At 52.9% G+C, this 12,071-nt stretch carries 13 protein-coding genes and 1 riboswitch; of the genes, 6 read left to right on the top strand and 7 right to left on the bottom strand.

Annotation, left to right across the window (positions count from 1 at the left end; genetic code table 11):
- Window positions 1–12 precede the first annotated feature (12 nt).
- Window positions 13–315 carry a hypothetical protein gene (locus ACUUL3_RS10930; protein ID WP_448551293.1) on the bottom strand — a complete coding sequence of 101 codons (303 nt, stop codon included), beginning with the start codon at window positions 313–315 and terminating at the stop codon, window positions 13–15.
- A gap of 248 nt (window positions 316–563) precedes the next feature.
- On the opposite strand from ACUUL3_RS10930, the gene ACUUL3_RS10935 reads away from it, so the two are divergent.
- The 3 genes from ACUUL3_RS10935 to ACUUL3_RS10945 all read left to right on the top strand — a co-directional run bounded on the left by ACUUL3_RS10935 (window position 564) and on the right by ACUUL3_RS10945 (window position 3,089).
- Window positions 564–1,073 carry a nucleoside deaminase gene (locus ACUUL3_RS10935; protein ID WP_448551295.1) on the top strand — a complete coding sequence of 170 codons (510 nt, stop codon included), beginning with the start codon at window positions 564–566 and terminating at the stop codon, window positions 1,071–1,073.
- Window positions 1,070–2,071: a radical SAM protein gene (locus tag ACUUL3_RS10940; RefSeq protein WP_448551297.1), complete on the top strand. Its 1,002-nt coding sequence runs from the start codon at window positions 1,070–1,072 to the stop codon at window positions 2,069–2,071. Before ACUUL3_RS10935 ends, ACUUL3_RS10940 begins: the two co-directional genes overlap by 4 nt.
- 223 nt (window positions 2,072–2,294) lie before the next feature.
- On the top strand, window positions 2,295–3,089 hold the full coding sequence (locus tag ACUUL3_RS10945) for a cytochrome C (RefSeq protein ID WP_448551299.1): 795 nt from the start codon (window positions 2,295–2,297) through the stop codon (window positions 3,087–3,089).
- Between the two features lie 106 nt (window positions 3,090–3,195).
- Here ACUUL3_RS10945 and ACUUL3_RS10950 read toward each other — a convergent pair whose 3' ends face one another.
- Window positions 3,196–3,993, bottom strand: coding sequence for a cytochrome C (locus ACUUL3_RS10950; protein ID WP_448551301.1), 798 nt, complete (start codon window positions 3,991–3,993; stop codon window positions 3,196–3,198).
- Between the two features lie 363 nt (window positions 3,994–4,356).
- Between ACUUL3_RS10950 and hisF the strand changes: the two genes are divergently transcribed.
- Window positions 4,357–5,946: an imidazole glycerol phosphate synthase subunit HisF gene (hisF, locus tag ACUUL3_RS10955; RefSeq protein WP_448556468.1), complete on the top strand. Its 1,590-nt coding sequence runs from the start codon at window positions 4,357–4,359 to the stop codon at window positions 5,944–5,946.
- Between the two features lie 120 nt (window positions 5,947–6,066).
- On the opposite strand, the gene ACUUL3_RS10960 is transcribed toward hisF, so the two are convergent.
- The 4 genes from ACUUL3_RS10960 to ACUUL3_RS10975 all read right to left on the bottom strand — a co-directional run bounded on the left by ACUUL3_RS10960 (window position 6,067) and on the right by ACUUL3_RS10975 (window position 9,029).
- Complete coding sequence (locus ACUUL3_RS10960) at window positions 6,067–7,191, bottom strand: LEM-3-like GIY-YIG domain-containing protein (protein ID WP_448551303.1); 1,125 nt, start codon at window positions 7,189–7,191, stop codon at window positions 6,067–6,069.
- Between the two features lie 93 nt (window positions 7,192–7,284).
- Window positions 7,285–7,758 carry a hypothetical protein gene (locus ACUUL3_RS10965; protein ID WP_448551305.1) on the bottom strand — a complete coding sequence of 158 codons (474 nt, stop codon included), beginning with the start codon at window positions 7,756–7,758 and terminating at the stop codon, window positions 7,285–7,287.
- Between the two features lie 32 nt (window positions 7,759–7,790).
- Entirely contained in the window at window positions 7,791–8,264 is a 474-nt protein-coding gene (locus ACUUL3_RS10970) for an SHOCT domain-containing protein (RefSeq protein ID WP_448551306.1), read from the bottom strand.
- Window positions 8,265–8,339: 75 nt separating this feature from the next.
- Window positions 8,340–9,029, bottom strand: coding sequence for an Lcl domain-containing protein (locus tag ACUUL3_RS10975; protein WP_448551308.1), 690 nt, complete (start codon window positions 9,027–9,029; stop codon window positions 8,340–8,342).
- Between the two features lie 59 nt (window positions 9,030–9,088).
- Window positions 9,089–9,169: riboswitch (cyclic di-GMP riboswitch) on the bottom strand.
- A 553-nt stretch (window positions 9,170–9,722) separates the two neighbouring features.
- On the opposite strand from ACUUL3_RS10975, the gene ACUUL3_RS10980 reads away from it, so the two are divergent.
- Window positions 9,723–10,937, top strand: a complete 1,215-nt coding sequence (locus ACUUL3_RS10980) for an IS256 family transposase (RefSeq protein WP_448550836.1) — start codon at window positions 9,723–9,725, stop codon at window positions 10,935–10,937.
- A 27-nt stretch (window positions 10,938–10,964) separates the two neighbouring features.
- Here ACUUL3_RS10980 and ACUUL3_RS10985 read toward each other — a convergent pair whose 3' ends face one another.
- On the bottom strand, window positions 10,965–11,285 hold the full coding sequence (locus tag ACUUL3_RS10985; protein WP_448551310.1) for a DUF262 domain-containing protein: 321 nt from the start codon (window positions 11,283–11,285) through the stop codon (window positions 10,965–10,967).
- Window positions 11,286–11,595: 310 nt separating this feature from the next.
- Here ACUUL3_RS10985 and ACUUL3_RS10990 point away from each other — a divergent pair, with 310 nt between their 5' ends.
- Window positions 11,596–12,006, top strand: coding sequence for a HisA/HisF-related TIM barrel protein (locus tag ACUUL3_RS10990; protein ID WP_448551312.1), 411 nt, complete (start codon window positions 11,596–11,598; stop codon window positions 12,004–12,006).
- Window positions 12,007–12,071 lie beyond the last annotated feature (65 nt).

A 12,071-nucleotide genomic window follows, 5' to 3' on the forward strand; every position in this document is an offset into this window, starting at 1 on the left:
CCACCTTCATCCTCAGCCCTTCTTCTTCTCCATCTTGGCGAGCAGATCCTCCACCGCCCACTCCGGAATCTGGTGCAGGATCATCTCCACCGCCTTCGCCTTCATGTCGTCCGCCTTCTTGGGGATGCCGCCTTCGCTTGCCGCCATCTCGGCCATGATATCCTCGGCATCGAACCAGCAGATCTCCTGCTCGTTACTGTCATAAACCGTGAGAACCCTGCGGTTCGTCTCATGGAGATGCTCCTCCTCCATCACCGCTCCGACCAGCTTCTTGGCCAACTCATAGGGGATACATTTCACTTCATCCGTGCTCATGATTTTCTCCTCGGACTGCGCCGGTGTCCGCCGCGGCGAAGACCGGCGCGACCGCGATGCACATTATTGTTCCGCCACCAGATAAAAACTCACTACTCACTACCTCATTTCCTGAAGCTTTTCAACACCTCCTTCATCCGCACCCGGATGGCCCTCTCCCCTGTCCGGCCGGGCGGGCCTGCCTTTTCCGCCTTGACGCCACCGGGGCGTGCTGGTAAGTAGAAACCATACTTCCAGAAAGGTTTTCCATGAATCACGAGCATTTCATGCGCCTGGCCCTGGCCCAGGCCCGCGAGGCCCTGGCCGGAAACGAATTCCCCGTCGGCGCGGTTATCGTCGCCGCAGGCGAAACGGTGGCCACCGGCAAGCGCGAACACAGCCTCAACGAAGAGGCCACCGAGCTGGACCACGCGGAGATTGTCGCCCTGCGGGATCTTTTGCAGCGCAGGCCGGATATCGACCGGCGCAGCCTCACCGTCTACTCCACCATGGAGCCGTGCCTGATGTGCTACAGCACCCTGCTGCTCAACGGGGTGCGCACCTTCGTCTATGCGTACGAAGACGCCATGGGCGGCGGCACCGGCCTCAACCTGGACCAGCTCGCCCCCCTATACCGGGCCATGGCGCCGGAGGTGAACATCCTGCCCCACGTGCTCCGGCAGGAGAGCCTGCAACTTTTCAAGGATTTTTTCCGCAAGGCCGAAAACAACTACTGGCAGGGAAGCCTGCTGGAAGAATACACCCTGGCGCAGCCATGACCCAGCCCCTTGCCAGAACCCTCCATTTCAAAGCGCGGGAACGCAACATCTTCTTCCACCTGCTCACCGCCTGCAACCTCGCCTGCCGGCACTGCTACATCAATCCGGCCCAACACGGGACCGGCACCGTTTCCCGGCAGACCATGGAAGAGTGGCTCACCCTCTTCTACAACCCGGACAAGGAAAGCAATGTGATCTTTCTGGGCGGCGAGCCCACCCTGCATCCGGATCTGGCCCACGGCATCCGCTATGCCCGGAGCCTGGGCTACAGGACGATCACCGTGGATTCCAACGGCTTTCTCCACCACAACCTGCTCGAAAAAATCCGGCCGGAGGAAGCGGTGCTCAGCTTCAGCCTCGACGGTCCCGAGCCGGCGGTGAACGACCCGGTGCGCGGCGCAGGGGTCTTCGCCACCTGCACGCGGAACCTGAAAAAGGCCATCCAGCTTGGCTTTGACGTGAGCGTGATCTACACGGTGAGCAGACTCAACATCGACCACCTGCACCGGATGCCGGAACTGCTCGCCGCTTTCGGCTGCAAGCGTTTCTTCATCCAGGTGATCGGCCTGCGCGGCAAGTCCGCCAAGGAAAAACAGACCGATCTGCAGGTGAGTCCGGAGGAGTGGCTGCGGGTGATCCCGGAAGTGGCCCGCGACGCGGCGCGCCGAGGGATCCATGTCATCTATCCCAAGGTGTTCCTGGACAGTGATGAGGTATTCCAGTGCGCGGGCAATGTGGCGGAAAACTACTTCATCTTCCCCAACGGCCGGGTCTACCTCTGCCCCCTGTGCGAGGATTTTCCCCTGCACAGCTATCGCATTGAAGAAAATCAACTCATTGAAAACCAGGGGATCACCGAAAAAAAACTCTTCTCCCTCAACATTCCCGAAGGCTGCGTGATGAACAAGCTGCTGCAGCCGGGCAACATCGAATACAACTCGGACGGCAGCCCCGTCCATCGCATTTCCTGCTGCCTCCTGAAACAGGAAATGCGCTGATCCCAGCCGTTCCTCTTCTCCGCGCCTCGCCGCCGCGACCATCCTGAAAAGCATCCCTGGCAACCTGGCGCAAAAAACGCCTGTTTCCAATGAGAAAAAAAACCGAACAGGATTGGCAAGCGCCGGATGTTCTGCTAGGCTGGTTCAAATCAACGGCGGAAGGAGGCGACCCAAGGTCGTCCCGACAATGCACATTGAACCACTCAGCCTCAGAGGAAAAATCATGCCCAGAACCCAAAATCCTTCATTCTTGTCCTGGCTGCTCAAAGGCAGCCTGCTCGGCGCTTCGCTCATGCTTGCCGCAAACACCCAGGCCGCGGAACTTCTCCCCGGCGACTGCGTCAAATGTCATGACAAGGCTCCCCAGGATATTGCCGACAGCGGCGGCGCCCACAAAGCCCAGGTCACCTGCGTGGACTGCCACGAGGGGCATCCGCCCCGGATCATGGACATCATCCCGGCCTGCAACAAGTGCCATGACGGCAGCGATCACTTCAAACTCAAGGATTGTCTCGGCTGCCACACCAATCCCCACACCCCCCTGGCCATCACCTTGGGCGACGGGCTGACCGAGCCATGCCTCACCTGCCATACCGAACAGATCGCCCAGCTCAAGCAGCATGCAAGCAAACATACCGCCGTGGCCTGCAGCACCTGCCATCGCGAGAAGCACAAGGTGATCCCCAACTGCACGGATTGCCATGCGCCCCACACCACGGGGCAGGAACAGAAGGATTGCCTGACCTGCCACAAGCCCCACATGCCCCTGGAGGTCACCTATCCGGAAAATACGCCGTCCAGCGCCTGCGCAGCCTGCCATGACGGCGTCTACAAGCAGATCAAGGCAAACCCGGCCAAGCACTCCACCCTCGAATGCGCGACCTGCCATCAGGAACGGCACAAGATGATTCCCAAATGCCAGGGCTGCCATGGCGACAATCCCCATCCGGGACCGATGCATGCGAAGTTCCCGCAATGCGGACAGTGCCACGGCATTGCCCATGACCTGAACAAATAACCGCTTCACCCGACAAAAATAAACAAAGAGGCCCGGACGCTTCCCCGTCCGGGCCTCTTTGTTGTCGCTTCCTTTTCCGCGCCGAATGCCGCGGCCCGGATGCCATTCAGATCAGGGCGTGGGGATCCATGTGACACTCCAGACAGTTTTTGTGCTGACTGAGCATTTTCCAAGGGTGGGGCGTCCCGTGGCAGCTCTGGCATTGCGGCAGCGGCGCAGGATGCTGACCGGCATGGCAGTACACACAGGTCAGGGTGCCATGCCGGCGTGTTGTCTTGCCGATTTTCCTGGCCTCCTCGCCATGGCAGGGCTCGCAGAACCTGCCCGGCGTATTGCCCGGAGGAAGAACCCGGCTCGGCGAATGGGCAGGATGGCAGGAGAGGCAGTCGGCCACGGTCTGCGCGTCCAGATGGGCTCCATGGCATTGCAGGCAGCCGGGAATCTCCTTGTGGACCGGATGGCAAAAGGCACAGGACTGAACGGCATGCCGACTCGCCACCTCGGCAAAATCCCGGCCCTGCTTCTCATGGCAGCTAAGGCATTCCGCCTTGGCACCGCCGGGAAACTCAAGGGAGGTCATGGGCATGTGCGCCACGGTATGGCACTGACCGCAGCTTGTCAGGGAAAAATGGGGTGAACCCGAGTGGCATTGCGAACAGGGCGGGATCACCGCGATTCCCTTGGGGGGATGGGCGCTCTGATGGCAATCGAGGCAGCTGACCTTGCTTCGGTGGCTTCCGCCCTTGGCATTGATCGCCTCGACCTCATAGGCGTGACACTTCGCGCAGTCAGCCAACTGCAGGCCATTCCCGGTCTCCGCCTTCACGGCCACGCCCCCGAGCAGGACAAACAGGAAAACCGGCCACCCCTTCTTCAGCACGGAACAACAGCTTCGCAATCCCATTCCCTGTTCACTCCTTCCCCGGTCGGGTGGCTCCGGCGGCAGCCCAAACCATTGCCCGCCAGTAACGATGGCTTCAATACACCTCATCCCCCAAGCATCCCATATTCCCGCCCCGCAACAGTATAGACAAAAACAAAAAAACAAAGCAAACAAAAACAAGCCGTTATCATGGAGCATCCCACGGAGAAACACGGCCCGGCCAGCCCCATCCCCCGCCATCCCCTTCTCTGCCTGCGAAAACAAATTCCGTGTTGTTTCTCCCGGTCCGGTCGTCTATGATATAAAATTTTGGACATCCCCATGCGGCAGGCGCGAAAATCCTCCCAGGCACGCCTGCCCGGAAACCTTTCAGGTGAAGTGATGATGATTACCCTGCTCGATTACGGCGCCGGCAACGTACGCAGCGTGCGCAACGCCATCAGAAAGCTCGGCTTTGAGGTCAAGGACGTCAGAAGCCCGGACGATATCAACAATGCCGGAAAACTGATCTTTCCCGGGGTGGGCAGCTTCGGCAGCGCCATGGATCGCCTGCGCGAGTGCGGCTATGTCGACCCGCTTCTCCGCTATCTTCGGGACGACCGGCCCTTCCTCGGCATCTGCCTGGGGCTGCAGACTCTTTTTGAAGGAAGCGAAGAGGCGCTGGGCGTGGCGGGGCTCGGGCTCATCAAGGGACAGGTCAGGCGCTTTCGCGACACAGGCCTCGCCGTGCCGCAGATCGGCTGGAACGGGGTCAGGATCCGGAAGGAATCAAACCTGTTCGCCGGCCTGGGTCGCGAAAAACTTTACTTTGTCCATTCGTACCGGGCCGCGGCGGAACCGGGCAATGAGGAATGGATCCTCTCCACCACCGACTACGGGGAAGAGTTCATCAGCAGCGTCCAGAAGGGCAATGTGACCGCCTGCCAGTTCCACCCGGAAAAAAGCGGGCGGGCCGGGCTCACCATCCTCAGGAACTTCCTCACCGCAACCGCCCTTACGGAAAAAAGCGCGTCCCTGACAAGCGCCCCGCCGGAAGAGACAAGGATCGCCAAACGCATCATTGCCTGCCTGGATGTGCGGAGCAACGACGCCGGCGACCTGGTGGTGACCAAGGGCGACCAGTATGATGTCCGGGACAAGGGCGAGGTGCGCAACCTGGGCAAACCGGTGGAACTGGCCAGGCGTTACTACGAGGAAGGCGCCGACGAGGTGACTTTTCTGAACATCACCGCCTTCCGGGCCTTCCCCCTCAAGGATCAGCCCATGCGCGAAGTGCTGGAACGCACTTCGGAGCAGGTTTTCGTGCCGCTCACCATCGGCGGCGGCATCCGCGAGTTCACCGACTCGGAAGGCAGGCACTATTCGGCCCTGGATGTCGCCTCGGAATACTTCCGTTCCGGCGCCGACAAGATCTCCATCGGCAGCGACGCGGTGGAAATTGTCGAGGAGTACCGCAAGACCGGCCGGAAAACCGGCCAAAGTTCCATCGAACAGATCTCGCGGGTCTACGGCAATCAGGCCGTGGTCATCTCCGTGGACCCACGCCGGGTTTACGTAAAATCCCCCGCCGACACGCCACGCCATACCATCAAGACCGCCTTTCCAGGCCCCAACGGCGAGGAATATTGCTGGTACCAGTGCACCGTAAAGGGTGGACGGGAAGGCCGTGATGTGGACGCCTTGGAACTCGCCAAGGCCTGCGAGGAGCTGGGGGCCGGAGAGATCCTTTTAAACTGCATCGACAAAGACGGTACCAATAGCGGCTTTGATCTGGAGCTGATCCGCCAGATCAAGGAGGCGGTCTCCATTCCGGTCATCGCCTCCAGCGGCGCCGGCCGGGTGGAGCATTTCTCCGAGGTGTTCGAGAAAACCAACGCTGACGCCGCCCTGGCCGCTGGCATCTTTCATAGGAGGGAGGTACCCATTGCTGCGGTGAAGGAGCACCTGCGGGAGAAAGGTGTTGAGGTGAGGTAAGAATACTGCTACTTCAAAACGAGAAAGGGCAAAGTCTATAACGACCTTGCCCTTCTCTCACTTATCTGTAATCAGAAATATTACTTCTTCCTGCGCAGCAGTGATTTGTTGTGCACGGTTTTATATTCTGACCTTTTCTATTTCTGCTAAAGTTTCTTTGAATTTTTCCAATATAATCATAGGATCGCTATGTGTTCCTGCGGGCATAATTCGACCATAGCGCCCATTGTCCTTCCACTCCAACCGACTGTTGTCACAAATGTAACGGACTCTTTCTTTATTGGCCTTTTTTCCATTAAGAGATTCAATAGTCACAGCCGCCGCTTTTCTGGCAGAATGATGGCACGCAACCGTCAATCTTACACCTTTTATAAATTTAACTAGATACGTATGCCTGTCATTATGTGTATGAATATCGTCGAATTTTATATTACAGCTTGACTCAATCAACATTCTTATTTCAGTGAGATATGGAATGATGTCATTCCTTTCTCTATTTTCTTTTGTCCTAACGCAGTAGTTGAGTTCAGGCTCATCTATCCCTTGCAATTCTTCGTAATGGCCTTTAGGCCTAATGAAATTTACTCCGTGACCGCCAATATCATTTGTTAATGAATCTATACCATATACCCAGTGGATCAATAAACTCTCTACCGCTAATGCTTCTTGCTCGGTTTTAAATCTTCCCACAATAAAAGATTTAACCTGTTGACCTTGAGAAATTATATGCTCTATTTTTTTCTGTTTGATTGTTTCAACAATCCCACTTTCAACTTCTTTTTGATGTTGGGAGTATCTTTTCCCTTTCCCCTTACCAACATAAAAAACCTGATTTGTCTTGGGATCCGTCAAAATGTAAACGTAAAATGGTTTTTGAAAGTCTTCTTCAAGTCCGGGAATATATCCAAAATTATTATGGGGTCGCACAGACTTGACGCCATGACCACTAGTTATATTGGTTAAATTGTCAAAACCGTACACCCAATGTATTAAAATGCATTCAACAGCATAAGCCTCTTCTTCTGAGTCAAACCTGCCAATAACTGTTTGTTTGACATAATTACCTGAGCTTTCAAGCTCTGCTATTTTGTTTTGTTTTGCTGTCTCAGCAATCCCTCTTTTTACCTCCTTAACATGCTGAAAGACTCTATCGTCTTGGCCTTTACCAATATAAAAAATTCCCAAATTATTTCCATCCATGAGGGAATAGACATAAAAAGGCTTAAGGTTACTGAGTAGCCCCATCCCAAAAGTCCTCTATAATTTTATTTGATTGCAACAACCGCCCTAAGATCTTGACGGTAGCAAGATGGACCATGATGTGTCCCATTACTTGGCTTAATGCTTACCCATGAGCATAGGTTGCATTTCTTGAATAAACAATACCATCGTGCTTATCCATTTTTTGTCATCGAAGTCCGCTAAATAAACTTTGATTCTTAAATCACCTCCATCACTTTTTCTATTCACCGACAATCTATCTTCTTCATCCCACGTTATTTTAAGGGAGTTCCTTTTTTGTGTTTGGATGTTTTTCTTTATGATTTTGTATAACTCGTTTTGTGATTGCATGGCTCCGTTCAGGCGTTTTGCCTTGAGCTCAAGTTCCACCCACCGTCTAGATGAGTCTTTGGCATATACCCATTTGGTCCCTTCTCTTCCGGTTTTAGCTTTTGCATAGGACCCGTCATTTTTGAATTCATCAAATGTGATTTCACAAATACCTGCATTTCTTAACTCGCAATCGCTTTTTCCTATGAATATTTTCCAAAACAACCTATTATTTAGGTTTTTTACTGAATTTAATCCCATATTAAATCCTTATTAGCCACCAAATAATACTATTAGCGGAGGTCGAGAAGTTTCTTTTTTTGTGCTTCAAACTCATCTTCCGAGATGATATTTTTTTCTCGCAGTTCGGCAAGCTTTAGCAACTCATCATAAACATTCTTCGCCACTGCCTCTTGCCGCTCTTTTTTAGTGAGATTTTTAAAAATCCCCACCCCCGCCCCAATTGCCGCACCGGCCATCGGCCCAAGCACAGGAACTGGAACCGCAGCTACTGCACCAATAGCCGCTCCTGATGCTGCATCCGTGACCAAGTCTGAACGGATCGCTTTTTTGCCAAGTTTACTTGCCTCTGAGCCTATTGTGGAAACAGCTTTTTTGGCCCATTGGGCCGCAATCATTGCATCTTCTTCGTCAACTTTACCGTCGCCATTCAAGTCTCCCACAAGAACAGCAGTCACCGAGGCCACTTTCTTCGCTTTTTTGCCAATTTTTTTGAAATTTTTAAGCATGGGCTTGCCTAACTTCATTGACCTACCCTCCGTCACCTATGCAAATTCCGCTTCTCTCAAGCACCGAGCGTACCGACAATATTCACATTTGCATTATTGCTTCGTTGTTTTTACCCTCCTCCTTGCTAGTACTGCCAACCCGCTTCCGAAAAGAAGTATTGTGGCTGGCTCTGGAACTGGGCTAACATCCCCATCGCGTACCGCCCAAGCATGAGGGAAGCTAAACAATTTCCACGTTTCATCTAACCCGCCTTCGGCAAAATCCATCCGGTATGCGGTGTCAGCAGGTGACCCAGCCCATTCAGTGGAAGACCAATAAGACTCGGCTAGCAATTGGTCGAAAGGTCCTACATTATTCAGACCGTGTCCCGGCTGGAACACCCCCAGCTTAGTTAGTGGCGCTTGATTGCCTAATTCGACATAGAACATGTGGCCTAACTCAATATCTGTACAATTATAAATATATCCATCATAAGTGGGGCCAGCATTTAAAAGCGTGGAAACATCAGTGGCTGGAAGCCGCCAATTGTTGTAACCTAGATAATTTGCTGTATTCATTGCGCTTATCCACTGTTGAGCAGTGAGCCAATCCATGCTCCCATCAGGATTAATCCCAGCAACCCCAAACGTGTTTGTTGCTGCAAGATTAGCATTCTGTAGCCATGTGAGATTTGTATCTTCATCATAAATCAAACCGTTTCCCCGGTCGATTAAGACTGCCTGCGCATTTCCCTGTAAAAATATGGCGCCTACTACTCCCCAACCGATGATTATTTTTTTCATAGTTTTCCCCTTTTCTTCTTCCACGTTTCTTAAGCACAAAAAAGCCGGACTACCATTTCGCTGGCAACCCGGCTTTCTTTCCATCAAAAAGACCCGTGGCTTTCCGTCCCTGCCTCACAACAGGTTTGGCTGATTATTTTCCCTTAAGAAAAGGCAAGCAAAAGGAATACCATTATGTTAGGCCGTTAACGACAGCAGGTCTAATGCATTAACGGGAAACCACACTTCAAAAAGCAGCCAACATGTCTAAATTACACAAAAAATAACCATTACTCCAATACGTATACTGTCTTACCTAATGCATTGTTTTCCGTATTTTTTCCGTATCTATCGTCATCAAAAATACAGAATACTCCCCCAAATACTTCCTTTCTCTCTCAGAGAGATTTGGTGATTTTGCCAAGGAGAAAACGGGGAAATTCCCAACTTGTCATAGCAGCGATAAAATTTAATTACCCGGCAAGGAATCAAAACACGGCGGATGATGACTTTCCAATTTCCCCTCTGTTCTGATTGATCAGTCCTCTCAATTCCTCTTCTGACCAAACCAACACGTTTTCACCCAGCCCCTCTGGCCATTTCGGTCACTGCGGCTTTTTTATTTCCTCAAACTCAACAGGGAGGGTGTAAAAAGGATTGTGTAAATGGCCATTCCGGGGGTAGAAAAGTTCGCCCCCAACCAAGGAGAGAGATATGGCCATTTCCAAAGAATTGCTTGACCAATTGATTGCGGATTACAAAAAGCCGGAAGACCTGATCGGCGAGAACGGCATACTGAAACAACTGACCAAGGCCCTGCTGGAGCGGGCCATGCAGGCCGAGATAACCGATCACCTCGGCTATCCCCGGAACGCTCCGGCTGGGAAAAACAGCGGCAACTCCAGAAACGGCAGCTACAAGAAAAAGCTCAAGGGAGATTTTGGCGAGATTGACGTCGCGGTTCCCCGTGACCGGAACGGCTCCTTCGAGCCGATCATCGTTCCCAAGGGAGAGACCCGCTTCAAGGGGTTTGATGACAAGATCATCTCCATGTATGCCCGTGGGATGACCACCCGTGATATCCAGAGCCATCTGGAGGAGATTTACGGCGTTGAGATTTCACCGACCCTGATCTCCCAAGTGACCGACGCCGTCACGGAAGAGGTCCGGCTCTGGCAGAACCGGCCATTGGAAGATGTTTACCCCATCGTCTATCTGGATGCGGTGCGGATCAGGGTCAAGCACAACGGCCAGATCATCAAGAAGGCCGTCTACCTGGCGATTGCCGTGACGATGACTGGGGTGAAGGAGGTTCTCGGCATGTGGGCCGCCGAGACCGAGGGCGCCAAGTTCTGGTTGGCCATCCTGACCGAGCTGAAAAATCGGGGCGTGAAGGATATCCTGATCGCCTGTGTCGATGGGCTCAAGGGTTTTCCGGAGGCCATCGAAGCGGCGTACCCCGCCGCCCAGGTCCAGTTATGCATCGTGCACCTGGTGCGGCACAGCCTGAATTTCGTTTCCTGGAAACAGCGCAAGGAAATGGCGGACGACCTGAAGGAGATTTACAGCGCCCCGACCGTAGAACAGGCCGAGGCAAACCTGATCAGCTTCGGGGAAAAATGGGATGCTACCCATCCTCGGATAAGTCAGTCCTGGCAGAACAACTGGCAGCGAATCATCCCGTATTTTGCCTATCCTCCGGAGATCCGCAGGGTGATCTATACGACCAACACCATCGAATCGTTGAACATGTCCCTGCGCAAGGTCACTAAGAACCGGGGCTCTTTTCCGAATGACGAGTCGATGTTCAAGCTGCTCTATCTGGCGCTGACGAATATTTCGAAACGATGGACGATGCCGATCAAAAACTGGAAATCGGCGCTGAATCAATTCAGCATCATGTTTGAAGACAGGCTGCCGGAATTTTGATCACAAAAAACATTTACACAAAATTCTTTACACGCCCGAATAAATGACTGTCAGTCGTTGTTGCCCATCAAGGACATAATCTGTTGGTGTAAGATCATCAGTTTCTGGCAACTTAAATTCCCCTAAATTCCTTTCCGCTGCCAATTTATTACTGGTCTTCCAAAGCAATAAACTCCCTACAGGATAATTGCTGGCAATACTATCAAGCAAATTGAGGGCTTGCTCTTCTTTCCAAACAAATTTCCTTTGAAATTGAGGCACCTTTATTTCACCTTTTTTGACCCCCGTAATCAAATCCTTAAGAAAGGGGGTCCCCGTACCTAGTCGGCTAGCTATATTTGCTTTCATTGATTTTCACGTCACTATTCAAGAGGTTGATAAGTAGAAAATTGTATACTAACTCACATAGGCGGCCTTATTACCGCATCACCCCGACAAAGGAAGACGCTATGAGTTTCGCCCATGGGGCGGAGACTTTTATTTCCTAACAAAAACAAAGAAACTATGCAACACAGATGAATACCCCATGGCCTATGGGTGGGTTGGGCCGCCGGTGGGTGAAATTTCATCGCCCGATCTCCCGAAAGAATTTTCATGTTTATTAATGGGCAAATGCATACCTGCTCCAGTTGGGAGATGGTTGGGTGCGACAGCGAGAATGGCCTTAATTCGACCGCAAAACCTTGAAAAGACTCAAGTTTCCATTTTGTTTTCCTTAAATTGCTGGTACCAGTGCACCGTAAAGGGTGGACGGGAAGGCCGTGATGTGGACGCCTTGGAACTCGCCAAGGCCTGCGAGGAGCTGGGGGCCGGAGAGATCCTTTTAAACTGCATCGACAAAGACGGTACCAATAGCGGCTTTGATCTGGAGCTGATCCGCCAGATCAAGGAGGCGGTCTCCATTCCGGTCATCGCCTCCAGCGGCGCCGGCCGGGTGGAGCATTTCTCCGAGGTGTTCGAGAAAACCAACGCTGACGCCGCCCTGGCCGCAGGGATCTTCCACCGCAGAGAAGTGCCCATCTCCGCGGTGAAGGAACACCTGCGGACAAAGGGGGTTGAAATCAGGTAGGCTGCACCCCCGAAAACCGAAGAGAGGTCGGTTGCGCCAGCGCACCGGCCTTTTTTATTTCTGCT

Source organism: Thiovibrio sp. JS02 (assembly GCF_053485635.1).

Excerpts from the sequence above, each read along its gene's own strand:
- ACUUL3_RS10930 (WP_448551293.1), bottom strand. The coding sequence starts at position 315 with ATGAGCACGGATGAAGTGAAATGTATCCCCTATGAGTTGGCCAAGAAG.
- ACUUL3_RS10935 (WP_448551295.1), top strand. The coding sequence starts at position 564 with ATGAATCACGAGCATTTCATGCGCCTGGCCCTGGCCCAGGCCCGCGAG.
- ACUUL3_RS10940 (WP_448551297.1), top strand. The coding sequence starts at position 1,070 with ATGACCCAGCCCCTTGCCAGAACCCTCCATTTCAAAGCGCGGGAACGC.
- ACUUL3_RS10945 (WP_448551299.1), top strand. The coding sequence starts at position 2,295 with ATGCCCAGAACCCAAAATCCTTCATTCTTGTCCTGGCTGCTCAAAGGC.
- ACUUL3_RS10950 (WP_448551301.1), bottom strand. The coding sequence starts at position 3,993 with ATGGGATTGCGAAGCTGTTGTTCCGTGCTGAAGAAGGGGTGGCCGGTT.
- hisF (WP_448556468.1), top strand. The coding sequence starts at position 4,357 with ATGATTACCCTGCTCGATTACGGCGCCGGCAACGTACGCAGCGTGCGC.
- ACUUL3_RS10960 (WP_448551303.1), bottom strand. The coding sequence starts at position 7,191 with ATGGGGCTACTCAGTAACCTTAAGCCTTTTTATGTCTATTCCCTCATG.
- ACUUL3_RS10965 (WP_448551305.1), bottom strand. The coding sequence starts at position 7,758 with ATGGGATTAAATTCAGTAAAAAACCTAAATAATAGGTTGTTTTGGAAA.
- ACUUL3_RS10970 (WP_448551306.1), bottom strand. The coding sequence starts at position 8,264 with ATGAAGTTAGGCAAGCCCATGCTTAAAAATTTCAAAAAAATTGGCAAA.
- ACUUL3_RS10975 (WP_448551308.1), bottom strand. The coding sequence starts at position 9,029 with ATGAAAAAAATAATCATCGGTTGGGGAGTAGTAGGCGCCATATTTTTA.
- ACUUL3_RS10980 (WP_448550836.1), top strand. The coding sequence starts at position 9,723 with ATGGCCATTTCCAAAGAATTGCTTGACCAATTGATTGCGGATTACAAA.
- ACUUL3_RS10985 (WP_448551310.1), bottom strand. The coding sequence starts at position 11,285 with ATGAAAGCAAATATAGCTAGCCGACTAGGTACGGGGACCCCCTTTCTT.
- ACUUL3_RS10990 (WP_448551312.1), top strand. The coding sequence starts at position 11,596 with ATGGCCTTAATTCGACCGCAAAACCTTGAAAAGACTCAAGTTTCCATT.